Origin of the sequence: Massilia luteola (assembly GCF_034420155.1) — a bacterium.
GTDB classification, from domain to species: Bacteria; Pseudomonadota; Gammaproteobacteria; order Burkholderiales; family Burkholderiaceae_D; genus Telluria; species Telluria luteola.
Window position 1 is genome coordinate 81,457 of sequence record NZ_JAXOFN010000008.1, and the last position, 25,584, is coordinate 107,040.

Sequence of the window (25,584 nt, forward strand, 5' to 3'; positions counted from 1 at the left end):
GCAAGCCCTTGCCCCGCTGTCCCCGACTTGACCACATGAACGTTCCACGCGAAATCAACGCCGACGCGGCCAAACGCCTCGCGACCGAAAAGCACACCCCCATGATGCAGCAGTACCTGAGCATCAAGGCCGACTACCCGACCATGCTCGTCTTCTACCGGATGGGCGACTTCTACGAGCTGTTCTTCGAGGACGCCGAGAAGGCCTCGCGCATCCTGGGCATCACGCTGACGGCGCGCGGCAGCTCGGGCGGGAATCCGATCAAGATGGCGGGCGTGCCCTTCCACTCGCTCGATCCCTACCTCGCCAAGCTGGTCAAGCTGGGCGAGTCGTGCGCGATCTGCGAACAGATCGGCGATCCGGCGCTCAGCAAGGGCCCGGTCGAGCGCAAGGTCGTGCGCGTCGTCACGCCGGGGACGCTGACGGATGCCGACCTGCTGCCCGAGAAGGCCGAACGGCCCCTGCTCGCGGTGTGCACGGTCGCGACGCGCAAGGTGGTGACCACCGGTCTCGCGTGGATGTCGCTGGCGAGCGGCGCGCTCAAGCTGATGGAATTCACGGGCGACGCGCGCGCGGCCGCGGCACGCCTGGTCCAGGAACTGGAACGCATCGCGCCGGCCGAAGTGCTGCGCGCGGACTCGGTTGGTAACAGCGCCGACCTGTTCGCCACGAGCCCGATCGGCCACACGGCGCGCGTGCCGGAATGGCATTTCGATGTCGTGCACGGCCACAAGACGCTGCTCGACCAACTCGGCGTCGCCACCTTGTCCGGCTTCGGCGCGGACGGTCTCGGCGCCGCGTTCGGCGCGGCCGGCGCGCTGCTGCGCTATGCCCAGGCGACGCAGGGCCGCGGCCTGCAGCACGTGAAGCGTCTTGCCGTCGAATCGGAGAGCGAATTCATCGGCCTCGATGCGTCCACGCGCCGCAACCTCGAACTCACGGAAACGATCCGCGGCCACGAATCGCCCACGCTGTTTTCCCTGCTGGACGGCTGCCGCACGGCGATGGGGTCACGCCTGCTGCGCCACTGGCTGCACCACGCCAGGCGCGACCAGCGCGTGGCCCGCGCGCGCCACGAGGCGATCGCGGCGCTGGCCCAGCGCGAAGCGATGTCCGACCTGGCGGCGACGCTCACGCATGTGCCGGACATCGAGCGCATCACGACGCGCATCGCGCTGCTGACGGCGCGTCCGCGCGACCTCGCGAGCCTGCGCGACGGCCTCACGCAATTGCCGGCACTGCGCGACCAGGTGGCGCGCTGCTTCATCCCAGGCGACTCCTGCCTGCTGCGCGACATCTTCGATGCCATCGCGATTCCCGAGGCGTGCGCCGACCTGCTCCAGCGCGCCATCGCGACGGAACCGGCCGCGATGGTGCGCGACGGCGGCGTGTTCGCGCGCGGCTTCGACGCGGAATTGGACGAGCTGCGCGCGCTGTCCGAGAACGCCGGCCAGTTCCTCGTCGACCTGGAAGCGCGCGAACGCGCCCGCACGGGCATCGCCAACCTGCGCGTCGAGTACAACCGCGTGCACGGCTTCTATATCGAAGTGACGAACGGCCAGGCCGACAAGGTGCCGGACGATTACCGCCGGCGCCAGACGCTGAAGAACTGCGAGCGCTACATCACGCCGGAACTCAAGGCGTTCGAAGACAAGGCCCTGTCCGCGCAGGACCGGGCGCTGGCGCGCGAAAAGCTGCTGTACGACCTGCTGCTGGCCGACCTCGCGCCGCACATCGCCTGCCTGCAGCGCATCGCGTCCGGCATCGCGCAGCTCGACACGCTGACCGCCCTCGCCGACCACGCCGTGCGCAACAACTGGTGCATGCCGCAGCTGGTCGAGGCGCCGTGCCTGACGATCGTCGAAGGCCGCCACCCGGTCGTCGAGAACCAGATCGAGCGCTTCATCGCGAACGACTGCATCTTGTCGAACGAGCGCCGCCTGCTGCTGATCACGGGGCCGAACATGGGCGGCAAATCGACGTTCATGCGCCAGGTCGCGCTGATCACGCTGCTCGCCTACGTCGGCAGCTACGTGCCGGCGACGAGCGCGGCGATCGGTCCCATCGACCGCATCTTCACGCGCATCGGCGCATCCGACGACCTGGCGGGCGGCCGCTCCACGTTCATGGTGGAGATGACGGAATCGGCCGCGATCCTGAACGGCGCGACGGAGCACTCGCTCGTGCTGATGGACGAAGTGGGCCGCGGCACGTCGACGTTCGACGGCCTCGCGCTCGCGTGGGCCATCGCGCGCCACCTGATCGAGACGAGCCGCAGCTTCACCCTGTTCGCCACCCACTACTTCGAACTGACGCAGCTGCCGGAGCAGAATCCGAGCGCGGCCAACGTGCACCTGTCGGCCGTCGAGCACAAGGACAACATCGTGTTCCTGCACGCCGTGCAGGACGGTCCCGCATCGCAGAGCTACGGCCTGCAGGTCGCGCAGCTCGCGGGCGTGCCGCCAGGCGTGATCCGCGCCGCGCGCAAGCACCTGGCGCGGCTGGAAGCGCAGGCGCTCGATGCGACGCCGCAGCTCGACCTGTTCGCGCCGGCACCCTGCGACGACGACGCCGACGCCGGCACTGCGGCCCCGGCCGCGCCGGCGCCGCTGCAGGAAGCGGCCGACTCGCCCGCGCTGGTGCTGCTGGATACCATCGATCCGGATGCCCTGAGCCCGCGCGAAGCGCTCGAGCGCCTGTACGAGCTCAAGCGCCTGGCCTCGGCCTGACGATGCACCGGCTGTCGATGCAGCGGCTGTCGATACGGCGGCGCCGTTCGTTCGCCTTGTTTGCCATCCTCTGCGCCCTCACGGGAGGCGCCCGTGCGGTCGCGCTGATCCGCAACACCTACGAGGACAATGCGCACCGCTTCGCCATCATCGGCCACGGCTTCACGGACGGCGGCGAAAAGCGCCTCGCGCAGGCGCTGCGCGACAACGACGACAATGTCGTCGCCTTCCTCGTCGTCACTGGCATCAAGGGGATGAACGAACCGTGCACCGACAAGCTGTACCAGCAGCGGCGCGAACTGCTCGACGATGCGCGCCGGCCCGTCGTCGTGCTGCCGGCCGGCAGCGACTGGAGCGAATGCAAGAACAGCGCCGGCCGCTCCGACGCGATCGAGCGCCTGAACCGCATCCGCGAACTGTTCTACGGCGAACCGAACACGCTGGGCGTGCGCAAGCTGGCGCTGACGCGGCAGTCGATGAGCCCGCGTTTTCGCAGTTATGCGGAGAATGCCCACTGGTCGGTCGGCAAGGTGTTATATGCGACCGTCAACATGCCGGCCAATAACAACCACTACCTGAACGAGGCCGGCCGCAACAGCGAGTATGAGGACAGGCTCGTCGCCAACCGGTTCTGGCTGAACCGGCTGTTCGCCATCGCCCGGCGCGACAAGCTGGAAGCGCTCGTGCTGTTTTCCGAGGGTGACGTGAAGGCGCTCTCGCAACCGACCGGCCTGCGGGCCCTGCTGCGCGGCGCGGCGCCGGACAACGACGGCTTTGCCGAACCGCGCCGGCTGATCCTGTCGCTGGCGCAGAAATTCCGGGGCAAGGTGCTGCTCGTGGACGGCACGCGCGTGCGCGCGAAGCCGGCGATCGAATGGCGCGGCAACGTCGGCCACCTCGCGGCCGGCGCGGATGCGCTGGAAGTGGTCGTGGACCCGGCGACGAAGACCCTGTTCAAGGTCGATCAACGCAAGGTCGAGGCGGCGAAGCCGGCGAAAGGCCAGTGACCATGTCACCGCGGATTCGGCCGCCGCAATACCCGCGTCGTCCCCGCGCAGGCGGGGACCCAAGCTTTGCGTTCGACGCCGAAGACATTGGGTTCCCGCCTTCGCGCGGGAACGACGGCATCGCGATTACTGCAGCGGCTGGCTGCGGAAGTGGTCGCCCTCTTCGCTGTCGCCGATGTCGTCATGGCCGTGATCGTGGCCGTGGGCGCCGTGCACGTGGCCGTGCGCGATCTCTTCCGGCGTTGCCGCACGCACGTCGATCACGGACAGGTCGAAGCGCAGGGCCATGCCGGCCAGCGGATGGTTGCCGTCGAGGACGACCTTGTCGTCGGCGATTTCGGTGACGGTGAAGATCACCGGCTCTTCGTCGCCACCCTCGGCCATGCCTTCGAACTGCATGCCGACTTCGATCGGCTCCGGCAGGCGGTTGCGCTCTTCGACCTTGACCAGGTTCGGGTCGTAGTCGCCGAACGCGTCTTCCGGCTCGATCTGGATCGTCGACGTGTAACCCACGTCCTTGCCGTCCAGCTCTTCTTCGATCTTGGGCAGCGTGTTCTCGTAGCCACCGTGCAGGTAGACCATCGGCTGGGCGCCGTCTTCGATCAGGTTGTTCTGGGCGTCGGACAGTTTGTAGTTCACCGACACAACCGTGTTCTGGGCAATCTTCATTGCACTTCCTTTCGTGGGTAAGGTTGCGATTATAACCCTACCACCAGTGGCTCCAAAAACCTACTGCGCGCCGCACTGCAGGCGTGCGATGCCCACTGTACTTTCGTACAGCTGCGCTTCTCGGCCAGCATTGCTTCCGCTCGCCACGGTTTTAGAAGCCACTTGCGACAACGGGCGCTGGTTATAATGGCGCATGCAAAAATTACAGCTCCTCGGGAACATTACCCCCGCCCAGTTTCTCCGCGATTACTGGCACAAGAAGCCTCTCCTGATCCGTCAGGCGATCCCCGATTTCAAGCCGCTGCTCAAGTTCGAGAAGCTGGCCGAACTGGCGCAGCTGAACCACGTCGAGTCGCGCCTCGTCACGCTGGCGGACGGCATCTGGGACATGCAGCACGGCCCGCTGGCCGGGTTGCCGCCGCGCACGCAGCGCGAGTGGACCATGCTCGTGCAGGGCGTGAACCTGCACGATGCCAGGGCGGACGCGCTGCTGCGCCAGTTCCGCTTCGTGCCGGACGCGCGCCTGGACGACCTGATGGTCAGCTATGCGACGGATGGCGGCGGCGTCGGCCCGCACTTCGATTCCTACGACGTCTTCCTGCTGCAGGCGCAGGGCAGGCGCCGCTGGCGCATCGGCGCGCAGCAGGACCTGACGCTCGTCGACGGCCTGCCGCTGAAGATCCTCGCCAACTTCGAGCCCGAGGAAGAATTCGTGCTGGAACCGGGCGACATGCTGTACCTGCCGCCGCACTACGCGCACGACGGCGTGGCCGAGGGCGAATGCATGACGTATTCGATCGGCTTCCGCTCGCCGTCGTTCCAGGAACTGGGCGAGGCCTTCCTGCAATTCATGGCCGATTCGATCGACCTGCCGGGCCGCTACGCCGATCCCGGCCTGGCGCCGGCGAAGAACCCGGCCGAGATCCCGCGCGACATGCTGTCGACCATCACCGAAGAGCTCAACAAGGTGCGCTGGGACGAGGAAGACGTGACGATCTTCCTGGGCGAACACCTGTCCGAGCCCAAGCACAACGTGTTCTTCACGCCGGTGGCGAAACCGCTGACGATGGGCCGCTTCATGGAGCAGGCGGCGAAGAAGGGCCTCAAGTTGTCGCCCAAGACATTGATGCTGTACCGCGGCAAGCACGTATTCATCAATGGCGAATCGTTTGCCGTCGGACGCGCCGACAAGACCGTACTGGACGTGCTCGCCAACGAGCGCGGCCTGGCCGGCGCCCTGCTCGCGCAGGCGTCGGACGACGTGCTGGAAGCGCTGTACACCTGGTATCAGGACGGTTGGCTGGAGCTGAACTGACCATGGCCGCGCCCGCGCCCGAACCCTTCGACACCCGCGCCGCGTTCCAGCAGCGCCTTGGCGACGTGCTGGCGCGGGCGCGGACGACGCTCGTCATGTTCGATCCGGACTACGCCCTGTTCCGCCTGGGCGCACCGGACGTCGATGCGGCCCTGCGCCGCTTCCTGCACGACGGCGGCCGCCTGCGCCTGGCGCTGCACGATGCCGCGCACCTGGAGCGGGAGGCGCCGCGCTTCCTGCGCCTGTTGCGGGATTACGCCCACGCCATCGAGTGCCGCCGGACGCCGCGCGCGCTGCGCGACCTCACGGACTCGTTCTGCATCGCGGACGACCTGCATATCGTGCGGCGCTTCCACAGCGATCACATGCGTGGCGAAGCGGCTTTTGATGCGCCGCAACAAACCGAGCTGTCACGCCTGCGCTTCGATGGAATTTGGGCAGAATCACAGCCTGGTCTGCAGGCCAGTGTTACCGGGTTGTAATCACTAGTTTTCACTTGCTTTCGCCTATGAGAACTAGCGCACGGACAGGCGCCGTCACGTTACAACAAAATGAAGATTGCCTGTTCTGGCAACTGTTACGTCTTGACACGACTTTTCTATTGCGATTCAGTAAATTTGGCTATAATATCGGGTTAGGAAGGTTCCGTTGTCTGTAGGCACTTTTTCCAAAGTATACAAACAAGAGAATTCCTGACGAGCGATAATTACCGGTAATTATTCATCGCACCACCCTTTTGAATCAATTAAGGAAAAACCATGAAAAAATCTCTGCTGATCGTTTCCCTGCTGGCTGTTGCTCTGGCTGCCTGCTCGAAGAAAGAAGAAACCACCGTGACCCCGGCGGCTCCGGCTGCTGAGACGACCGCTCCGGCTGCTGCTCCGGCCGCTCCGGCTGACGCTGCCGCTACCCCGGCTGCTCCGGCTGCTGCTGACGCTGCTGCTTCGGCCGCTTCGGCTGCCGCTTCGGCTGCTTCGGCTGCTGCTGACGCCGCTTCGGCTGCTGCTGCTCCGGCTGCTTCGAAGTAATCAGCACCGCGCTGAAAAAACCGGCCTGCGGGCCGGTTTTTTTACGTCCGTATGTTTTGCATATGGTTGGTGGGCACGGGGTGCCCACCCTACGGTTCCGTTTGCGCACCCGTGCCCACGGTGCATCGCCAAGCCACGACCCCGTTTAATTCGTACGCCGGGCACCCCGTGCCCACGATACATCGGCCAAGCCACGGCCCGTTTAATTCGTACGCTGGGCACCCCGTGCCCACGATACGTCGACCGAGCCACGGTCCGGTTAATTCATGGGATGGGCACCCCACCACGCATTGCCCGAGCAATAAAAAAACCGGCCACGAAGGCCGGTTTTTCGTTCGAGCGATACGAGGTTATTTCAACTCGTCCGCCAGCAACTTGAGGATCTTGGCCCCGGTCGGCGACGTCTCCGGCTTGCCGTCGTTCGTCTGGACGGTCACGTCGGTCGACGTCGCGTTCGGCACGGTCGAGACGATCACGCGGAACTTCTGCGCTTCCTTGTTCTTGTCGTCGCTGCCGAACAGCTTGCTGAAGAAACCTTCCTTCTTGACTGCGTCCGGGTCGACATAGCGCACGAAATAGATGCCCTGCACACGGTCGCGGTCTTCCACCGTGAAGCCGACGCGGTCCAGCGCCAGGCCGACACGGCGCCAGGCACGGTCGAAGCCTTCGTCGACGACGACCTTGCTGCCTTCCAGCTTGGCGTGCTGCGGCTCCAGCGGAGCGTTGGTCACGAATGCGGTCGCTTCCTTGACCTTGGTGCCGGTCAGCTGGGCCATCAGGCGGCCCAGGAATTCGGCTTCCAGCTCCGGATCGTTCGGACGCGCGGTCCACGTCGACGTTTCCTTCTGCGGGCCGGTCAGCACTTCCTCGGCGCCGCGGTGGCTGATGTAGATCTCGGTCATGCCGTCCGGACGGCGCTCGAGGCGCGTGCGGAACTTGTCGCGCTCGCCCGTCGAATACGCGGAATCGAATACCTTGCCGATCGTGCGGCGGATGAAGTCCTGCGGGATCTTGGCGCGGTTCTCGGCCCAGTTGGTTTCCATGATGCCGGTCTGCGCCGACTCGGTCTCGACGGTGAAGCCCGAGTTATGCCAGAACTCCAGCAGTTGCGGCCACAGCTGTTCCGGCGTTTCCTTGACCACGAGCCAGCGCTGGTTGCCGTTGCGCTCGATCCGGATGGTGTCGGTGGGCACTTGTCCGATCTGTTCGCCGGACGCGGCGGCAACGGCCGGATTGGCGCTGCGCTGCTGCTGGAAGCCGGAGGCTGTCGCGACGCCGCGGCCATCCGGCACGGCGTAGCGGTTGTCCTTTTGCAGTTGGGTCAGGTCCGGCGGAATGTCCAGCGGCGCGGCCTTCTTGGAGGCTTTGTAGTCCACCTTGTCCGATTCGAACACGGTCGTGCACGCGGTCAGGCTGAACGCGATGGCGGTCAGCGCCAGGGTGCGGGCTACGGTGGAGGTCATCATCTTGCGATTCGTCATATCGTTAAAGCTGGTAATCAAAGAACGCCGGAGGCGCGCAGGGCCGCGCGGACGGTGTCGTGGTATTGCGCGGACAGCTGCACCAGCGGCAGGCGCAGGCCGGCCGGCATCTTGCCCATCTCGGCCAGTGCCCATTTCACCGGCACCGGATTCGGTTCGACGAACAGCTTGCTGTGCAGTTCCAGCACGCTGTTGTTGATCTCGATCGCGCGGGCGTTCTGGCCGCTCAGCGCGGCCTTGCACATCTCGGCCATCGCGCGCGGCGCCACGTTCGCGGTCACCGAGATGTTGCCGGCGCCGCCACACAGCATCAGCGCCAGTGCGCTCGCGTCGTCGCCCGAGTACACGCCGAACGATTTGCCTTTGCCGGCGAACGAACGGTCGATGTCGCGCAGCAGTTCGATGCAGCGCGCGATGTTGCCGGTCGCGTCCTTGATGCCGACGACGTTGTCGATGGCGGCCAGGCGCACCACGGTCTCGTTGCTCATGTCGGCCACGGTACGGCCCGGCACGTTGTACAGATACACCGGCAGGTCGGTCGATTCGGCGATCGCCTTGAAGTGGCGATACATGCCTTCCTGCGACGGACGGTTGTAGTACGGGACGACCTGCAGCGAGGCATCGGCACCGACTTCCCTGGCGTGGCGGGTGAGCGCGATCGCTTCGGCCGTCGAGTTGCCGCCCGTGCCGGCGATGACCGGGACACGGCCAGCGACGTGGTCGACCGTCAGCTTGATCAGGTCGCAGTGCTCGTCCGGGCTCACGGTGGCCGATTCGCCAGTGGTACCGACGATGCAGATCGCGTCCGTACCTTCCGCCACATGCCAGTCGAGCAGTTTGCGCAGGCTGTCCCTGTCCAAACTTCCATCCTCGAACATCGGAGTGACGATTGCTACTATGCTGCCCTTAATCATAATCAGTGGACCGTGCCGTTAATAAATAATTGTCGATTGTAGCGGATAGCCTGGCGTTATGGTTCATTCCACACCATATAAATGGCATGGTTACAGGTTGGTTACATATCCAGTCTGACCGCCGCCGGATCGAATGCCGGCCCCGCCGCGCACAGCCGTTGCACGCGTGCCGGACGCGGCGCGTCGACGCTGCCGTCCTCGTACGCCAGCACGCGCAGGCCGTGACGAAGGGCCATATCGAGCAGCTCGCCGGATGCCAGCAGGAAGGCCGGATTCGACGGCTTGCCGAAGCGTTCATTGCCTTGGGCGAAGGTTTCGTAGACGAGCATCCCGTCCGGCGCCAGCGCCGCCGCCAGGTGCGCGAACAGCGGCCGATGCAGGTAGTTCGTGACGACGATGCCGGCAAAGCGTCCCGGCGCGAAGGGCCACGTGGCACCCTCCGCTTCCAGGTCGGTTTGCAAGGTCGTGATGCCGGGCCCGGCCGCCTGCGCCAGCGCGGCCGCGTCGCGGTCGACGGCCTGCACGGGGTGGCCGAGCGCGGCCAGCAGGCGCGCATGGCGGCCGCCGCCGCAGGCGAGATCGAGCGTCTCGCCTGGCGGGATCGAACGCGCCCAGCGCGCGACCCAGGCCGATGGATTGTCGCCGGCGCCGTGCATCACGAGTACGAGAGACCCATGACTTCGCGCACGTCGCGCATCGTCTCCTGCGCCAGCTTGCGTGCGCGCTCGCAGCCGTCGGCGACGATGGCGCGCACGAGCGACGGGTCGTCGACGTATTGCTGGGCGCGCTCGTGCATCGGCTCCTGTTCGGCCAGCACGGCTTCCACGACGGGCTGCTTGCACTCCAGGCAGCCGATGCCGGCACTCGTGCAGCCCTTCATCACCCATTCGCGCGTAGCCGGGGCGGAATAGACTTCATGCAATTGCCACACGGGGCATTTGAGCGGATCGCCCACGTCGCTCCTGCGCACGCGCGCGGGGTCGGTCGGCATCGTGCGGATTTTCTTCGTGACGGATTCCGGATCTTCGCGCAGCGAGATCGCGTTGCCGTAGCTCTTGGACATCTTGCGGCCATCCAGGCCCGGCAGGCGCGACGCTTCCGTCAGCTTCACCTGCGGCTCGACGAGGATGATCTTGCGGCTGCCTTCGAGATAGCCGAACAGGCGCTCGCGGTCGATGTTCGACAGGCTGCCCGCCTCGTCCAGCATGGCCTGCGCCTGCTCCAGCGCGGCAGCAATGCCATCCTGCTGGTAGGCCGTGCGCAGTTCCGCATACAGCTTGGCGCGCTTGCTGCCCAGCTTTTTCACGGCCTCCAGCGCCTTCTGCTCGAAGCCCGGTTCCTTGCCGTACAGGTGGTTGAAGCGGCGCGCGATCTCGCGCATCATTTCGATGTGCGGGACCTGGTCCTCGCCGACCGGCACCTGCGTGGCGCGGTAGATCAGCACGTCGGCCGCCTGCAGCAGCGGATAGCCGAGGAAGCCGTAGGTGGCCAGGTCGCGGTTGGACAGGTTCTCGATCTGGTCCTTGTAAGTCGGCACGCGCTCGAGCCAGCCGAGCGGCGTGGCCATCGACAGCAGCAGGTGCAGTTCCGCGTGTTCCGGGACCTTCGACTGGATGAAGATCGTGGCCTGGGCCGGATCGATGCCGGCCGCCAGCCAGTCGATGACCATGTCCCAGGTACTTTTTTCGATGATCGACGGGTCGTCGTAGTGCGTGGTCAGCGCGTGCCAGTCGGCCACGAAGAACAGGCACGGCAGCTCGGACTGCATGCGGATCCAGTTCTTCAGGGCGCCGTGGTAGTGGCCAAGGTGCATCAGCCCGGTGGGGCGCATGCCGGAAACGACACGGTCGGGAAACATAGCGGTATCAGGTCAGGAGAATGTTCAGGGGAGAGACGATCAGGTGCAGCAGCAGCTTCGCGATCAGCTCGACGAAGAACAGCCAGTAACCGATCACCTTCAGGAAGATCAGCGCCAGCAGGATGATGAAGCCGTACGGCTCCAGGCGCGCGAACTGGAACGCGGCCTTGTGCGGCAGCATGGAAAACAGCACGCGGCCGCCATCCATCGACGGGATCGGCAGCAGGTTGAACGCCATCAGCCACAGGTTGGTCTTGACGCCCGCGTCGGCCACGAGGTGCGGGAAATCTTCCTGCACGCCGAAATACTGCAGGAAGATCGCGATCAGCAGCCACATCAGGGCCATCACGAAATTGGCGCCGGGACCGGACAGCGCCACCCACGCCATGTCGCGCTTGGGATGGCGCATCTGGCCGTAGTTGATCGGCAGCGGTTTCGCATAGCCGAACACGAAGCCGGACATCAGGTACATCACCACCGGAATGACGATGGTGCCGATGGGATCGATGTGACCGAGGGGGTTGAAGGTGGTACGCCCTGCGGCGTGGGCGGTGTTGTCCCCGAAGTACCGTGCGGCGAATGCCTGGGCGGCATCGTGCATCGTGATCGCAAAGAGGACAGGCAGTGCATACACTGCCAGATTGCGTATGAGTTCATCCATAGACTGCGATTCTATCAGAGCGCGCGGTCACGACGGCCGCGGGCGCTAGAGGCCGAACGCGGCCGGGTCGCCGCGGCCTTCGCGCACGAGCTCGGCTTCAGGTCCCGTGAGGTCGACGATGGTGGTGGGTTCGAGCGTGCCGGCGCCGCCGTCGATCACGAGCTCGATCTGGCGGTCGAGGCGCTCGCGCACCTCGTCCGGATCGGACAGCATCTGGTCGTCGCCCGGCAGTTGCAGCGTGGTGCCGATCAGCGGCTCGCCCAGTTCTTCCAGCAGCGCGAGCAGGATCGCGTTTTCCGGCACGCGGATGCCGATCGTCTTGCGCGACGGATGCGACAGGCGCCGCGGCACCTCTTTCGTCGCTTCCAGGATCACCGTGTACGGTCCCGGCGTGACGGCTTTCAGCTGGCGGTACTGGCGATTGTCGACGCGCGCATAGGTGGCGATCTCGGACAGGTCGCGCACGAGCAGCGTCAGGTGGTGCTTGTCGTCGACGCCGCGGATGCGCCGCAGTTTTTCGACGGCCGTCTTGTCGTCCAGGCGGCATACGAGGGCGTAGGCGGAATCGGTCGGCGCGGCGACGATGCCGCCCGACTGGATGATCTGGGCGGCCTGGCGGATCAGCCGGGCCTGCGGATTCTGGGGATGGACTTCGAAATATTGCGTCATCGCGCCGCCCCCGTCTGGCGCAGGGCCTGCAATGCCGCGATGCGTTCTTCCATCGGCGGATGCGACGCGAACAGTGCGCCCCAGCCGCTGCCGTGGCCGGAGATGCCGGACGCCGCCATCGACTGCGGCAGCGCGCCGGGTTGCAGGCCGCCGAGGCGGGCCAGCGCATGCTGCATCGGCAGCGCGCTGCCCAGCAGTTGCGCGGAACCGGCGTCCGCGCGGAATTCGCGCCGGCGCGAGAACCAGGCGACGATGATCGACGCGACGATGCCGAACAGGATCTCGCACACGAACACGGTGACCGCGTAACCGATGCCGGGACCGCGCTCGTTGTCGCCGCGCCGGAACACGACGTTGTCGACGAAGAAGCCGACGACGCGCGCGAGGAACACGACGAAGGTGTTGACGACGCCCTGGATCAGCGTGAGCGTGACCATGTCGCCGTTCGCCACGTGCGCGATCTCGTGACCCAGCACGGCCTCGACTTCCTCGCGGTTCATGCTGGCGAGCAGGCCCGTCGACACGGCCACCAGTGCGGAATTCTTGAAGGCGCCCGTCGCGAACGCATTCGGTTCGCCCTCGTACACGGCCACTTCCGGCATGCCGATGCCAGCGCGCTGCGCAAGGTTGCTCACCGTGTTCATCAGCCATGCCTCGGTGGCATTGCCGGGCTGCTCGATGACGCGCGCGCCGGTCGACCACTTGGCCATCGGCTTGCTCATCAACAGCGAGATGATCGCGCCCGTGAAGCCCACGACGAGCGAGAACACGAGCAGCGCCCCGACGTTGATCCCGGCGCCGCCGACGGGACGTCCGACGCCGAGGACGTTCAGCACGATCGACAGCACCAGCACGACGGCGAGGTTGGTGGCGAGGAACAGCAGTATGCGCTTCATGGGGGGACGGTCTCCGGCCGGGTTACGCAGGTGGGCGGCCCTCCGCCCACGCGTGGGCACGGCGTGCCCACCCTACGATTGGTTCGATATCAGTCGGACAAGATAAGGGCTGAACGGCGGAATTTCAAGCACGCGGCCGTAAAACCGTCGCCCCCGCGCAGGCGGGGGCCCAGGTTTTGTGCGTCGACGCGGCGTAAATTGGATCCCCGCCTTCGCGGGGACGACGTTGCTTGCGATACGTGGCCGACTCAAAACCAATCATGCCAGACCGGCACCACCCCGCTCGGCAACGGCGGCAACTGGTCGAACTCCACGCGCGCCTCCCCCGGCGCGTGGAAATCCGTCCCGCGCGACGCGAGGAAGCCGTAGCGGCGCGCCGCCTCGGCATAGGCCGCGTACTGGTCCGGCGTATGGCTGCCCGTGACGACTTCGATGGCATTGCCGCCGAGCTGCTTGAACTCGTCGAACAGCACGCCCTCGGCCGTCGCGTCGAAGCGGTAGCGGCCCGGGTGCGCGATCACGGGGATGCCGCCGGCGGCGCGGATCCATCCCATCGCATCGGCCAGGGTGGCCCAGCGGTGCGGCACATAGCCCGGCTTGCCTTCCGTGAGGTAGCGGCGGAACACCTCGGACGTCGTCGAGCACGCGCCGACCTCGCACAGATAGCGCGCGAAATGGGTACGCGACAGCAGGTCCGGATTGCCGACGTATTTCAGCGCGCCCTCGTACGCGTTCGGGATGCCGGCCTTGTCCAGCTGCGCGGCGATCTCGCGCCCGCGCGCGTCGCGCCCGTGACGCGTGGCGGCCAGGCCCTGCAGGAGCGTAGGATTGTCTTCATCGACCTGCAGGCCGACGAGGTGCACGGTCTCGCCCGCCCACGTCACGGAAATCTCCACGCCGGGCACGAAGCGCATGCCGAGCGCCTCGGCCTCCGCACGTGCGGCCTTGACGCCTTTCAGCTCGTCGTGATCCGTCAGCGCCCACGCGTCGACGCCGCCCTTGCGGGCATACGCGGCCACGGCGGCGGGCGTGAGCACGCCGTCGGAGACGTTGGAGTGGCAGTGGAGATCGACTTTCATATGCGGCATCCGGACCTTGGGTGTCTTTGCGAAATACCATTGTACGCGGTTCGCATCGGGCGCGAATCGTGGGCACGGGGTGCCCACCAGAACGTCAGGCGGCCAGGAAGTCCTCGATCATCCGCGCCAACATTTCCGGCTGGTCGTGATGCAGCATATGCCCCGCGTCCGGCATCATGCGCGGCGTGACGTCCGCCAACTGGGCCAGGCGGCGGTCGACCTCGTGGCGCGCCTCCTCCTTCGGTCCCATCCAGCGCCACATGTCGGTGTGCTCGGCCTCGACCCACAGCACGGGCGCCGTGATGCGGCGCCAGCAGGCGAGCACTTCTTCCACCTGGTACAGCAGCGGTCCCGTCATCTTGTGCGCCGGGTCGCCCAGGATTTCCCATGCGCCCTGCGCGTTCTGCGCGGACCAGTGCTGCGCGAGGAAGGCGGCACGGTCGGCCGGCAGGCGCGGATTCGTCTTTTGCAGGCGCGCCGCCACCGCTTCCAGGCTGGCATAGCCGCTCATGGCCGGTGGCGCCTTCACCTCGTCCAGCCATTTGGCGTAGCGGCCCGGCGCCTGGGCGGGCTGTGTCGCGGGCAATCCGAAGCCTTCCAGGTTGATGAGCTTAGCGATGCGCGCCGGGCGGACGCCCGCGTACACGCTCACGATATTCCCGCCCATGCTGTGTCCCAGCAGGTTCACCGGCGCGTCGGGTGAATAATGGTCGAGTATCGCTTCCAGGTCGGCGAAGTAGTCGGGGAACCAGTAGGTGTCGTTGCCCGTGCGGTCGGTGAGCCCGAAGCCGCGCCAGTCGTGGGCGATCACGTGCCAGTCGCCGGCCAGCGCGTCGACGACGAACTGGAACGAGGCCGACATGTCCATCCAGCCATGGGCCATGAACAGCTTGGGCGCGCCCGCGCGGCCCCAGTGACGGACGTGGGTTGCTAGGCCGCGGATGGTGAGGAATTCGGAGCGGGACGGTGTCATGGCGTTTCCTGTCTGGGATTTAAATTAGTACGACCGTTCGCATTATAGGCATGAAGCTTGTATTTCCGCTGGCCGGCCCCATCTGGGCCGCTTGCCGGACGATGCGGGCGGGAGGGCGTAAAATACGGCCATCTCAACCTTCCGTGAGCACCCCATGGCGATTTACCAGTTGGGCGAGCATGCGCCCGAGATCGATCCTTCGGCCTATGTCGCCGAGTCGGCGAACCTGATCGGCAAGGTCACGGTCGAGGCGGATGCCTCGGTCTGGTTCGGCGTGACGATCCGCGGCGACAACGAACGCATCACGATCGGTGCCGGCAGCAACGTGCAGGAAGGCACGGTGATGCACACGGATATGGGCTTTCCGCTCGTGCTCGGCAAGAACGTCACCGTCGGCCACCAGGCGATGCTGCACGGCTGCACTGTCGGGGACGGCGCGCTGATCGGGATCCAGGCCGTGGTGCTGAACGGCGCGACGATCGGTAAGGGCTGCCTCGTGGGGGCCGGCGCCGTCGTCACCGAAGGCAAGGCATTCCCGGACCACTCGCTGATCCTGGGCGCCCCGGCCAAGGTGGTACGCACGCTCACGGAAGACGACCTGCTCCGCCTGCAGGGCAATGCCGCCAGCTATGTCGAGCGCGGCAAGCGCTTCAAGGCGGAGCTCAAGAAAATCGGATAAAGAATGACGACTGAAACCAGCAAGGACATCCTCCAGAAATTCATCTTCGACAATGCGGCCGTACGCGGCGAGCTCGTCGAGATTTCCAACGCGTGGCGCGAGATCCAGTCGCGCCACGCCTATCCCAAGGCGGTGCGCGCCTTGCTGGGCGAAATGGTTGCCGCGGCGGCGCTGCTGTCGGCCAACCTCAAGTTCAATGGCTCGATCGTGATGCAGATCCACGGCGACGGCCTGGTGAAGCTGCTCGTCGTCGAATGCGACGCGAACCTGCGCCTGCGCGCCACCGCCAAGCTGCGCGACGGCGCCGAGGTGCCGGACGATGCGACCGTCGTCCAGTTGCTGAACCAGCACGGCCGCGGCCGCTTCGTGATCACGCTCGACCCGCAGGACAAGGTCCCGGGCCAGCAGCCTTACCAGGGCGTCGTGCCGCTGGTCGGCGAGGACATCGCGACCATCATCGAGAACTACATGCTGCGCTCGGAGCAGATGGACACCAAGCTGTGGCTGGCGGCCGACGAGAACGTCGCGCGCGGCCTGCTGCTGCAAAAGCTGCCGCGCAACAGCGCCGTCGAAGGCCAGGTCGAGCAGGCCAGCGAGGAAGAAGATCGCGAGACGTGGACCCGCGCCGTCATGCTGGGCCAGACGCTGAAGCAGGAAGAGCTGCTCACGGCCGACGTGGAAACCTTGCTCAAGCGCCTGTTCTGGGAAGAGACGATCCGCGTGTTCGACCCGCTGCATCCAGAATTCCACTGCACGTGCTCGCGCGAAAAAGTCGCGAACATGCTCAAGATGCTGGGCCAGCAGGAAGTCGAGTCCGCCCTGCACGACCTGGGCGAGCTGGGCATCAACTGCGACTTTTGCGGCAAGCACTACGGCTTCGACGCCGTCGACTGCGCCCAGCTGTTCGCCAGCGATACGACGGCCGACGCCGTGGCGCCCGCGTCCAGCGTCAAGCACTGAGACCGCGCCGATGATGGGGCATCCCGTCATCGGCTTTCCCTATCAATTTGATTGGGAATATAAACAGCGCCTATTGATTAATCCTGTTAAGCTGTCATTCATCCATGCAGCAACGACAACCTGACAGGAGAACTTCATGAGCAAGATCAATATCGGCATCAGCACCGAAGACCGCGCCAACATCGCCGCGTCGCTGTCGCGCGTTCTGGCGGACAGCTACATGCTGTACCTGAAGACGCACAATTTCCACTGGAACGTGACGGGCCCGATGTTCCAGACGCTGCACATCATGTTCATGGAGCAGTACACGGAATTGTGGAACGCGCTGGACAACATCGCCGAGCGCATCCGCGCCCTGGGCCATTTCGCGCCGGGCACCTATGCCCGCTTCGTGGAACTGTCGTCGATCAAGGAAGAAGCGGGCGTGCCGAACGCGCAGGAAATGATCCGCCAGCTGGTCGAGGGCCAGGAAGCGCTGATCCGCACGGTCCGCGAAGCGTTCAAGATCGCCGACGACGCCAACGACCAGCCCAGCGCCGGCATGCTGAGCGACCGCATGGAAATCCACGAAAAGAATGCGTGGATGCTGCGTTCCTTCCTCGAGAACGGCCAGCCGTCCTGATCTCCCGCCCGGCACGGCCGGGCACTTCCCCTTTCATGCCGCATCGCCCCGTAACCACGGGTCGATGCGGCATCGTCTTTATTGCTGGTCGGAAGTTAACCAGCGCCCCTGTCGGAATCCCCTGATTCCCGGCCAGCGCCAATTTTGACTTGCGCTGCATCAATTGGCATAAATCAACGCCGCGCTTCAATGAGCTCCGGTGTACGAAGCCGTGCACCCGTTGCCGGGAATGTGTCGCTTTTTTACAGCCTTTTAGCAATCACAAGCGGCGATCGCGTCCCACTCATTTGCAAACTTCTGGAGAACCGGATGAAATCAGTACGTGCCAATGATGCAGCCTTTGCCACCAGCACAGCCCAGGGCGCAGCCGCGCCGCGCAAGGTCATCGCCCGCTACCCCATCGCGACGATCGGCTCGCGCACCCGCCGCGGCGGCGAAGTGGTCCTCGCATCGCAGGGCGAACCCGCGGACGATTTCCGCATCGCCTGCGTCGGCGACCGGGTGCGCTACCCGGACGGCAGCGAAAGCGTGATCGTGTCGGGTGCCGGGCATGCATCGACGTACGCGAACCGCCCGATCGCCCTCGTCGGCAGCCACATCGCGAACGGCGACCGCATCGTCGCGCGCGCGCAAAGCATCGGCGAGATCGTCGTGGTGGAAGGTGAACCGATTCCCGGCCTGCTGGAGCCGGGCTATGCGCTGCCGGCAGGCGTCGGCGCAGGCGCCTGACGCGCTCGCCGCCGGCGTGCGGTGCTGCCTGGGGCGGCAGCGCACGCCGGCGGCGCGAATTTGCGAGGATGCGTAACGGCCCCGTGCGCGTGCGCGCACCAGGTGACGCGAGTTTAGTTCAGCTTCCCGTCCGCCGGACGGTACAGGTCGATGACCTTCATGATCGCCAGCAGCGTATCGAGGCCCAGCTCGCCGCGACTCATCGAGGCGGCGAGCAGTTCGCGCGGCACGGCGGCCGCCGCGGCCAGGTGCGCGAGGCCAGACGAGCGCGCCACCCGGGACAGGGCTTGCGTCATGGTATCGGGATCGCCGGCGTCGAACGCGGCGGCGAGATGGGCGGCGACGGCCTCGAGCGTGTCGAGCGCCGGCGGGGACGATTCGGCGGAGGTCATGACGTCAATGCTCGCCCTTCTGGGCGCCCTTCTTGACTCGTGGCGGCGGCGGTTCCGTCATCATGACGGCCGGCTTCTCGTCCTTGCGCAGCACCTGCACGAAGATCTCGTTCGATTTGATCATGCCCAGGTCGTAGCGCGCGCGTTCCTCGACGGCGCCGAGGCCATCCTTCAGGTCGCGGACTTCCGATTCGAGCTTGGCGTTGCGTGCCTTGAGCTGTTCCGTGTGGGCATGGGTTGCCGCCACCTGGGCTTCCAGGTCGGCCACGGTCAGCCAGCCGCCCTTCCCCAGCCACAGGGGATACTGGATCAGCAGCAGCAGGGCTGCCAGGGCAAGGGTGATGATGCGCATGGATGAAAACGGCTGTGCGGAATGAAAACACGGGCCCGGCGAACCGGACCCGTGTCCATACTACTCGATTACTTCAGGTTATAGAAGGCGTCGCGGCCCGGGTAGCTGGCGATATCGCCCAGGTCTTCCTCGATGCGCAGCAACTGGTTGTACTTGGCCATGCGGTCCGAACGCGACAGCGAGCCCGTCTTGATCTGCAGGGCATTCATGCCGACGGCGATGTCGGCGATGGTCGAGTCCTCGGTCTCGCCCGAACGGTGCGAGATCACGGCCGTGTAGCCGGCGCGCTTGGCCATTTCGATGGCGGCGAACGTCTCGGTCAGGGTGCCGATCTGGTTGATCTTGATGAGGATCGAGTTGGCGACGCCCTTCTGGATGCCCTCCTTGAGGATCTTGGTGTTGGTGACGAACAGGTCGTCGCCCACCAGCTGGACGCGCTTGCCCAGGGCGGCGGTCAGCGTGGCCCAGCCTTCCCAGTCGCCTTCGGCCATGGCGTCCTCGATCGAGACGATCGGGTATTTGTCGCACCAGGTCGCCAGCATGTTGGTGAAGTCCTGGGCCGTCAGCTGCAGGCCGCCTTCGCCTTCCAGCACGTACTTGCCGTCCTTGTAGAACTCGCTGGCGGCGCAGTCCAGGCCGATCGCGATGTCCTGGCCGGCCACGTAGCCTGCCTGCTCGATTGCCTGCATGATCAGCTTGATGGCTTCTTCATGGTTCGCGACGGACGGGGCGAAACCGCCTTCGTCGCCGACGGCCGTGTTCAGGCCCTTGCTGTGCAGGATTTTCTTCAGCGTGTGGAACACCTCGGCGCCGTAACGCACGGCTTCCTTGAACGACGGTGCGCCGACCGGGATGATCATGAATTCCTGGATGTCCAGGTTGTTGTCGGCGTGCGCGCCGCCGTTAATGACGTTCATCATCGGCACCGGCATCTGCATCGCGCCCGAACCGCCGAAGTAGCGGTACAGCGGCAGGCCGGATTCTTCGGCGGCGGCCTTGGCGACGGCCATGGAGACGGCCAGCATCGCGTTCGCGCCCAGGCGGCTCTTGTTCTCGGTGCCGTCCAGGTCGATCAGGGTGCGGTCCAGGAATGCCTGTTCGTTGGCGTCCAGGCCCATGATGGCTTCGCTGATCTCGGTGTTGATGTTCTCGCAGGCCTGCAGTACGCCCTTGCCGAAGTAACGCTTGGGATCGCCGTCACGCAGCTCGATGGCTTCGCGCGAACCGGTCGAGGCGCCCGACGGGACGGCGGCGCGGCCCATCACGCCGGATTCCAGCAGCACATCGCACTCGACGGTCGGATTGCCGCGCGAGTCGATGATTTCGCGGCCGATGATGTCAACGATAGCACTCATGGTAGTTCAATCTCCAGAAAGTAAAAAAAGCCAAAGCGCGAAATGGGAGGCGTTAAGCCACAAACACATCCCACCGTCGTTCCCGCGCAGGCGGGAACCCAATTTTTGCTCGCGATTCGGTAACGCCGGCAATACTTGGGCCCCCGCCTGCGCGGGGGCGACGTACTTGTCGTACTTGTGATTCAGCCGAACGCAGGACCCCTTGGTACACTCGAGCCCCGCTTCCGTTTATTCAGTCGGGGTCAGAGCCCACCCGTGTGATTCGGGCTCCGCCCCCGATCATCAAGAAAAATCGGACTCGATAAATCCAGCCTTCTTGACGATGCGGTCGATATCGACCAGGGTGGTCAGCAAATCCTTCATGCGGGCGAGCGGCACGGCGTTCGGGCCGTCCGACAGCGCGCACGCCGGATCCGGGTGTGTTTCCATGAACAGGCCCGACACGCCCGCCGCGACGGCGGCGCGCGCCAGCACGGGCACGTGCTCGCGCTGGCCGCCCGACGACGCGCCCTGCCCGCCCGGCAGCTGCACGGAGTGGGTGGCGTCGAACACGATCGGGCAGTTCGATTCGCGCATGATCGCCAGCGAACGCATGTCGGACACGAGGTTGTTGTAGCCGAACGAGACGCCGCGCTCGCACGCCATGAACTGGTCGGGCAGGCCGGCGTCAAGCGCCGCCGCGCGCGCCTTGTCGATCACGTTCTTCATGTCGCCCGGCGCCAGGAACTGGCCCTTCTTGATGTTCACGGGCTTGCCGGAACGGGCGCAGGCGTTGATGAAGTCGGTCTGGCGGCACAGGAAGGCCGGGGTCTGCAACACGTCGACGACGCTCGCCACGACCGGGATTTCTTCTTCCGTGTGCACGTCGGTCAGCACCGGCACGCCGATTTCGCGGCGCACGTCGGCCAGGATCTCCAGGCCTTTTTCCATGCCCGGACCGCGGAACGATTTACCGGACGAACGGTTCGCCTTGTCGAACGACGATTTATAGATGAACGGGATGCCCAGCGCGCTCGTGATTTCCTTCAGCTGGCCCGCGACGTCCATCGCCATCTGGCGCGATTCGATCACGCAGGTGCCTGCAATCAGGAAGATCGGCTGGTCGAGGCCGACGTCGAATCCGCAAAGCTTCATGCCGCATCTCCTTGAACGGCCGGCGCATTGGCGGCCTGTTGATGACCGTGTTCGGCCTGGTGCGCGAGTGCCGCGCGGATGAACGACGAGAACAGCGGGTGGCCGTTACGCGGCGTCGACTTGAACTCCGGGTGGAACTGGACCCCCATATACCACGGGTGCACGCTGCGCGGCAGTTCCATGATCTCGCACAGGTCTTCGTTCGGCGTACGCGCGGCCACGACGAGGCCCGCTGCTTCGACCTTCGGCAGGTAGTAATTGTTCGCTTCGTAGCGGTGGCGGTGGCGTTCCGTCACGACGTTGCCGTAGATTTCGGCGGCCAGCGTGCCCGCGTTCACGGCGCAGGTCTGCGCGCCCAGGCGCATGGTGCCGCCCAGGTCGGAATTGCTGTCGCGCTTCTCGACCTTGCCGTCGTGGTTCTGCCATTCGTTGATCAGGGCGACGACCGGTTGATCCGTCTCCGGATCGAATTCCGTCGAGTTGGCGTTCGGCAGGCCGGCCATGTGGCGCGCGTATTCGATCAGCGCGACCTGCATGCCCAGGCAGATGCCCAGGTAAGGGATGCCGTTCTCGCGGGCATAGCGGGCGGCCATGATCTTGCCTTCCACGCCGCGCTTGCCGAAGCCGCCCGGCACGAGGATCGCGTCGTACTTGGCCAGGTTGGCGCAGCCCGTCGATTCGATCTCTTCCGAGTCGATGTACTCGATGTTGACGCGGCTTTCCGTGTGGATACCGGCGTGGCGCAGCGCTTCCGTCAGCGATTTGTACGACTCGATCAGGTCGACGTACTTGCCGACCATGCCGATCGTCACTTCATGCTTCGGGTTCTCCAGCGTGTGGATCAGCTTCGTCCACATCGACAGGTCGGCCGGCGGCGCATCGAGGCCGAGTGCTTCCAGGATGATGTCGTCGAGGCCCTGGTCGTGCAGCACCTGCGGCACTTTATAGATCGTGTCGACGTCCCACACGGAGATGACGGCCTGCTCTTCCACGTTGGCGAACAGCGAGATCTTGGCGCGCTCGTCGTCCGGGATGCGGCGGTCGGCGCGGCACAGCAGCGCGTTCGGCGAAATGCCGATCTCGCGCAGCTTTTGCACCGAGTGCTGGGTCGGTTTGGTTTTCAGTTCGCCGGCGGACGAGATGTACGGCACCAGGGTCAGGTGCACGAACGCGGCGCCCTTGCGGCCCTGGCGCAGCGACAGCTGGCGCGCGGCTTCCAGGAACGGCAGCGACTCGATGTCGCCGACGGTGCCGCCGATCTCGACGAGCGCCACGTCGACGCCTTCGGCGCCGCGGCGGACATAGTCCTGGATCTCGTTGGTGATGTGCGGGATCACCTGCACGGTCTTGCCGAGGTACTCGCCGCGGCGCTCTTTACGAATCACGGATTCGTAGATCTGGCCGGTGGTGAAGTTGTTCACCTTCTTCATCCGCGTGCTGATGAAGCGCTCATAGTGGCCCAGGTCCAGGTCGGTCTCGGCGCCATCGTCGGTGACGAACACCTCGCCGTGCTGGGTCGGGCTCATCGTGCCCGGGTCCACGTTGATGTACGGGTCGAGCTTGAGCATGGTGACTTTGAGACCGCGCGATTCGAGGATCGCGGCGAGGGAGGCGGCCGCGATCCCTTTACCCAGGGAAGACACGACGCCGCCAGTGACGAATACGAATTTGGTCATTGTGCAGAAGGTGCCGAACGGCACGCGCGGGAAATAGAAATTATACCTTAAACGCGCAAATACTTCCTCATTCCATATTGGCAACATATCTTGCTGACAACGGCCGGGAGTCGAGCTACACTGGACATCTTTCTTCCATGTCAAGAAAAATCCAGCCATGCACGAGTCACCCACCTCGCCCGCGGAAACGCCGCTGCCGTTCACGTTTTCCGGCAGCGGCGCCGAATACTTCCGCATCTGGATCGTCAACCTGCTGCTGACGGTGGCCACGCTGGGCATCTACTCGGCCTGGGCCAAGACGCGCCGGCTGCGCTATTTTTACCGCAACACCCAGCTCGCCGGCGCCGCCTTTGATTTCCGCGGCGATCCGAAAGCGATCCTGCGCGGGCGCATCCTCGCCGTGGCGCTGCTGGCCGCCTATCACTACGCGTTCGGGTTCTCGCTCAAGGCCGGCGTCGTCACGGTCGCGCTGCTGCTGGCCGGCCTGCCCTTCATGATGCGGTCCGCGCTGCGGTTCCGCCTGGCGAACACGGTGTACCGCGGGCTGCCGTTCGGCTTCGCCGGCGGCGTCAAGGAAGCCTATCTCGTGTACCTGCTGCCGGCGGCGATCTTCGTGCTGCCCGGCGCGCTGGTGGCGCTGATGCCCGGGCGCCCCATCGCCGGCACGGTGTTCCTGCTCTACCTGTGCTGGCCGCTGATGCACGGCGCCATGAAGGCCTACCAGCACAAGCACCTGATGGCGGGCGACCAGCACGCCGCCTTCGCGCTCGGCACGGCGGACCTCGCCAAGCCGTACGTGCGCGCCCTCCTCATCGGCCTGGGCCTGCTGGTGCTCGTCGGCGCGGCCTTCGCCCTGGCCGTCGTCGTCCCGCGCGGCCACGGATGGAAGAATGTCGTCGCTTTCCTGCCGGCCATCATCAGCCTCGTGATCGGCTACGTCTGCCTGCTGCTGAGCGGCCCCTACATCATGGTGCGCATGAACAACCTGGCGTGGTCCGCGACGTCGTTCCCGGGCGTGCGCATCGCGTGCGCGATGCGGGTGGGGCCATACCTGCGCCTGCAGGTGGCCAACGTGCTGCTGACCCTGTTGACGTTCGGCCTGTACCGCCCGTTCGCCGTCGTGCGCACGTGGAAATATCGCGTGGCGCACGTGACCGTCGAGGCGCCGGACGGGTTCGAACAGGCCGTGCTGACGGCGCGGCGTCCGCCCGTGGCGGCGGCCGGCGACGGCGTCGCCGATTTCCTCGGCGTGGACCTGTCGTGGTAAGGGGGCAAGCATGATCGCGGCACATTTTTTCGATGGGCACAGCGCCCGCCTGCAACCGGTCGGCCTGGACGTGCGCGCCGGCCACCTGCACGTCGACGCGCCGGGGTTCGAGCGCAGTTATCCATTGGCGGCCGTCGTGCTGGCCGAACCGTTCGACAACGCGCCGCTGATGCTGCGCCTGGCCGATGCGACCTGTGAAGTGCCGTGCGGTCCGGATCGCCAGGCGCTGCTGGCCGCGCTCGGCTACCGCAGGAGCGGCGTGGAACGCTGGCAGGCGCGCTGGCCGGCCGTCGTGCTCGCGCTCGTCCTGCTGCTGGCGCTGCTGGGCGCCGGCTTCGTCTGGGGCGTGCCGGCCGCGGCCGACTACGTCGCCGCGCGCCTGCCGGCCTCGGTCGACACGACGCTCGGCCGGGCCGCGCTGGCCGGCCTGGAAGCGCAGCACATGCTGGCGCCGTCGCGCCTCTCCGACGACCGCATCGCCGACGTCGAGGCCCTGCTGCCGCGCGCCCTGCCCGCGCACCCGCGCGTGCCCGTGCGCCTGCTCGTGCGCGCCTCCGATACTCTGGGCGCCAACGCGCTCGCACTGCCGGACGGCACGATCATCGTCACCGACGCCATGGTCCGCCTGGTGCTGGACAAGGACAATGCACTCGACGACACCGGCAAGGCCCGGCTGCTGGGCGTGATCGGCCACGAAGTCGGCCACATCGAACGGCGCCACGCCACGCGCGCCATGACGGGATCGTCGCTGACGGCGGCCGTGTCGGCCGCCCTGTTCGGCGACTTCAGCGCCGTCGCCGCCGGCGTGCCGGCCGTGCTGACGCAGATGCAATACTCGCGCGCGATGGAACTGGAGGCGGATGCGTACGCGGTCACCGTCCTGCGCCGCAACGGCCTGGCGCCGGACTGTCTCGCGGACGCCCTGCGGGCGCTGGAGCGCCAGCAGCCGGGGCAGGACAAGCTTCCGCGCTGGCTGAAGCGGCCGATGACCTATCTGTCGACGCACCCCGCCACCGCCGAGCGCATCGCCCGCCTGCAGGCGGCCGAAGCCCATCCCTAACGCCTGTTGTCACTCTCGCCACTGAGCCATATCACGCCTGCCGCATATTCTTAATTGCGATGCATGAAGCTGTCACCTG

The 25,584-nt window shown here is 65.8% G+C and carries 26 protein-coding genes; 11 read left to right on the forward strand and 15 right to left on the reverse strand.

Annotated elements, in window-relative coordinates:
• The first annotated feature begins 35 nt into the window (after positions 1-35).
• Together mutS and U9J41_RS11385 are read left to right on the forward strand one after the other, a co-directional pair.
• Positions 36-2,729 (forward strand): DNA mismatch repair protein MutS, encoded by a 2,694-nt coding sequence (gene mutS, locus U9J41_RS11380; RefSeq protein WP_322402293.1) that lies wholly within the window; start codon positions 36-38, stop codon positions 2,727-2,729.
• Between the two features lie 2 nt (positions 2,730-2,731).
• The gene (locus U9J41_RS11385) at positions 2,732-3,736 is read left to right on the forward strand and encodes a hypothetical protein (protein ID WP_322402294.1); all 1,005 of its coding nucleotides are present in this window, start codon (positions 2,732-2,734) and stop codon (positions 3,734-3,736) included.
• A 126-nt stretch (positions 3,737-3,862) separates the two neighbouring features.
• Here the strand turns inward: U9J41_RS11385 and U9J41_RS11390 are convergent, their stop codons facing one another.
• Entirely contained in the window at positions 3,863-4,405 is a 543-nt protein-coding gene (locus tag U9J41_RS11390) for an FKBP-type peptidyl-prolyl cis-trans isomerase (protein WP_322402295.1), read from the reverse strand.
• A gap of 193 nt (positions 4,406-4,598) precedes the next feature.
• On the opposite strand from U9J41_RS11390, the gene U9J41_RS11395 reads away from it, so the two are divergent.
• From U9J41_RS11395 to U9J41_RS11405, 3 genes are all read left to right on the forward strand, one after another.
• Positions 4,599-5,720, forward strand: coding sequence for a cupin domain-containing protein (locus U9J41_RS11395; protein ID WP_322402296.1), 1,122 nt, complete (start codon positions 4,599-4,601; stop codon positions 5,718-5,720).
• Positions 5,721-5,722: 2 nt separating this feature from the next.
• Complete coding sequence (locus U9J41_RS11400) at positions 5,723-6,202, forward strand: DUF7931 domain-containing protein (protein WP_322402297.1); 480 nt, start codon at positions 5,723-5,725, stop codon at positions 6,200-6,202.
• 276 nt (positions 6,203-6,478) lie between these two features.
• Positions 6,479-6,748 carry a hypothetical protein gene (locus U9J41_RS11405; protein ID WP_322402298.1) on the forward strand — a complete coding sequence of 90 codons (270 nt, stop codon included), beginning with the start codon at positions 6,479-6,481 and terminating at the stop codon, positions 6,746-6,748.
• Positions 6,749-7,098: 350 nt separating this feature from the next.
• Here the strand turns inward: U9J41_RS11405 and bamC are convergent, their stop codons facing one another.
• The 9 genes from bamC to U9J41_RS11450 form a co-directional block, all read right to left on the reverse strand.
• Positions 7,099-8,229, reverse strand: a complete 1,131-nt coding sequence (gene bamC, locus U9J41_RS11410) for an outer membrane protein assembly factor BamC (protein ID WP_425260321.1) — start codon at positions 8,227-8,229, stop codon at positions 7,099-7,101.
• A gap of 17 nt (positions 8,230-8,246) precedes the next feature.
• The gene (gene dapA / locus U9J41_RS11415; protein WP_322402300.1) at positions 8,247-9,143 is read right to left on the reverse strand and encodes a 4-hydroxy-tetrahydrodipicolinate synthase; all 897 of its coding nucleotides are present in this window, start codon (positions 9,141-9,143) and stop codon (positions 8,247-8,249) included.
• A 101-nt stretch (positions 9,144-9,244) separates the two neighbouring features.
• Positions 9,245-9,799, reverse strand: coding sequence for a class I SAM-dependent methyltransferase (locus tag U9J41_RS11420; protein WP_322402301.1), 555 nt, complete (start codon positions 9,797-9,799; stop codon positions 9,245-9,247).
• Complete coding sequence (locus U9J41_RS11425) at positions 9,799-11,001, reverse strand: tryptophan--tRNA ligase (RefSeq protein WP_322402302.1); 1,203 nt, start codon at positions 10,999-11,001, stop codon at positions 9,799-9,801. The genes U9J41_RS11420 and U9J41_RS11425 overlap by 1 nt, the downstream gene beginning before the upstream one ends.
• A gap of 7 nt (positions 11,002-11,008) precedes the next feature.
• Positions 11,009-11,602 carry a site-2 protease family protein gene (locus U9J41_RS11430; RefSeq protein WP_307188999.1) on the reverse strand — a complete coding sequence of 198 codons (594 nt, stop codon included), beginning with the start codon at positions 11,600-11,602 and terminating at the stop codon, positions 11,009-11,011.
• 105 nt (positions 11,603-11,707) lie between these two features.
• A complete protein-coding gene (locus U9J41_RS11435; RefSeq protein WP_322402303.1) occupies positions 11,708-12,331 on the reverse strand; it encodes an L-threonylcarbamoyladenylate synthase in 624 nt (207 codons plus the stop codon).
• Positions 12,328-13,227 carry a protease HtpX gene (htpX, locus tag U9J41_RS11440; protein ID WP_322402304.1) on the reverse strand — a complete coding sequence of 300 codons (900 nt, stop codon included), beginning with the start codon at positions 13,225-13,227 and terminating at the stop codon, positions 12,328-12,330. The genes U9J41_RS11435 and htpX overlap by 4 nt, the downstream gene beginning before the upstream one ends.
• Positions 13,228-13,475: 248 nt before the next feature.
• Positions 13,476-14,315 carry a 3',5'-nucleoside bisphosphate phosphatase gene (locus U9J41_RS11445; protein WP_322402305.1) on the reverse strand — a complete coding sequence of 280 codons (840 nt, stop codon included), beginning with the start codon at positions 14,313-14,315 and terminating at the stop codon, positions 13,476-13,478.
• A gap of 85 nt (positions 14,316-14,400) precedes the next feature.
• On the reverse strand, positions 14,401-15,279 hold the full coding sequence (locus U9J41_RS11450; RefSeq protein ID WP_322402306.1) for an alpha/beta fold hydrolase: 879 nt from the start codon (positions 15,277-15,279) through the stop codon (positions 14,401-14,403).
• 154 nt (positions 15,280-15,433) lie between these two features.
• Between U9J41_RS11450 and U9J41_RS11455 the strand changes: the two genes are divergently transcribed.
• The 4 genes from U9J41_RS11455 to U9J41_RS11470 all read left to right on the forward strand — a co-directional run bounded on the left by U9J41_RS11455 (position 15,434) and on the right by U9J41_RS11470 (position 18,269).
• Positions 15,434-15,958: a gamma carbonic anhydrase family protein gene (locus U9J41_RS11455; RefSeq protein ID WP_322402307.1), complete on the forward strand. Its 525-nt coding sequence runs from the start codon at positions 15,434-15,436 to the stop codon at positions 15,956-15,958.
• A 3-nt stretch (positions 15,959-15,961) separates the two neighbouring features.
• Positions 15,962-16,918, forward strand: coding sequence for an Hsp33 family molecular chaperone HslO (hslO, locus tag U9J41_RS11460; protein ID WP_322402308.1), 957 nt, complete (start codon positions 15,962-15,964; stop codon positions 16,916-16,918).
• Positions 16,919-17,054: 136 nt separating this feature from the next.
• Positions 17,055-17,540 carry a Dps family protein gene (locus U9J41_RS11465; protein WP_322402309.1) on the forward strand — a complete coding sequence of 162 codons (486 nt, stop codon included), beginning with the start codon at positions 17,055-17,057 and terminating at the stop codon, positions 17,538-17,540.
• Between the two features lie 309 nt (positions 17,541-17,849).
• Complete coding sequence (locus U9J41_RS11470) at positions 17,850-18,269, forward strand: PAAR domain-containing protein (RefSeq protein ID WP_322402310.1); 420 nt, start codon at positions 17,850-17,852, stop codon at positions 18,267-18,269.
• Between the two features lie 113 nt (positions 18,270-18,382).
• Here U9J41_RS11470 and U9J41_RS11475 read toward each other — a convergent pair whose 3' ends face one another.
• From U9J41_RS11475 to U9J41_RS11495, 5 genes are all read right to left on the reverse strand, one after another.
• Positions 18,383-18,661: a hypothetical protein gene (locus tag U9J41_RS11475; protein ID WP_322402311.1), complete on the reverse strand. Its 279-nt coding sequence runs from the start codon at positions 18,659-18,661 to the stop codon at positions 18,383-18,385.
• 4 nt (positions 18,662-18,665) lie between these two features.
• On the reverse strand, positions 18,666-19,013 hold the full coding sequence (ftsB, locus tag U9J41_RS11480; RefSeq protein ID WP_322402312.1) for a cell division protein FtsB: 348 nt from the start codon (positions 19,011-19,013) through the stop codon (positions 18,666-18,668).
• A 68-nt stretch (positions 19,014-19,081) separates the two neighbouring features.
• Positions 19,082-20,368 (reverse strand): phosphopyruvate hydratase, encoded by a 1,287-nt coding sequence (eno, locus tag U9J41_RS11485; RefSeq protein WP_322402313.1) that lies wholly within the window; start codon positions 20,366-20,368, stop codon positions 19,082-19,084.
• Positions 20,369-20,650: 282 nt separating this feature from the next.
• Positions 20,651-21,502 (reverse strand): 3-deoxy-8-phosphooctulonate synthase, encoded by an 852-nt coding sequence (gene kdsA / locus U9J41_RS11490; RefSeq protein ID WP_322402314.1) that lies wholly within the window; start codon positions 21,500-21,502, stop codon positions 20,651-20,653.
• The gene (locus U9J41_RS11495; protein ID WP_322402315.1) at positions 21,499-23,178 is read right to left on the reverse strand and encodes a CTP synthase; all 1,680 of its coding nucleotides are present in this window, start codon (positions 23,176-23,178) and stop codon (positions 21,499-21,501) included. Before U9J41_RS11495 ends, kdsA begins: the two co-directional genes overlap by 4 nt.
• Positions 23,179-23,335: 157 nt before the next feature.
• On the opposite strand from U9J41_RS11495, the gene U9J41_RS11500 reads away from it, so the two are divergent.
• Both U9J41_RS11500 and U9J41_RS11505 read left to right on the forward strand, forming a co-directional pair.
• Positions 23,336-24,445, forward strand: a complete 1,110-nt coding sequence (locus tag U9J41_RS11500; RefSeq protein WP_322402316.1) for a YjgN family protein — start codon at positions 23,336-23,338, stop codon at positions 24,443-24,445.
• A gap of 10 nt (positions 24,446-24,455) precedes the next feature.
• Positions 24,456-25,505: a M48 family metallopeptidase gene (locus U9J41_RS11505; protein WP_322402317.1), complete on the forward strand. Its 1,050-nt coding sequence runs from the start codon at positions 24,456-24,458 to the stop codon at positions 25,503-25,505.
• Positions 25,506-25,584 lie beyond the last annotated feature (79 nt).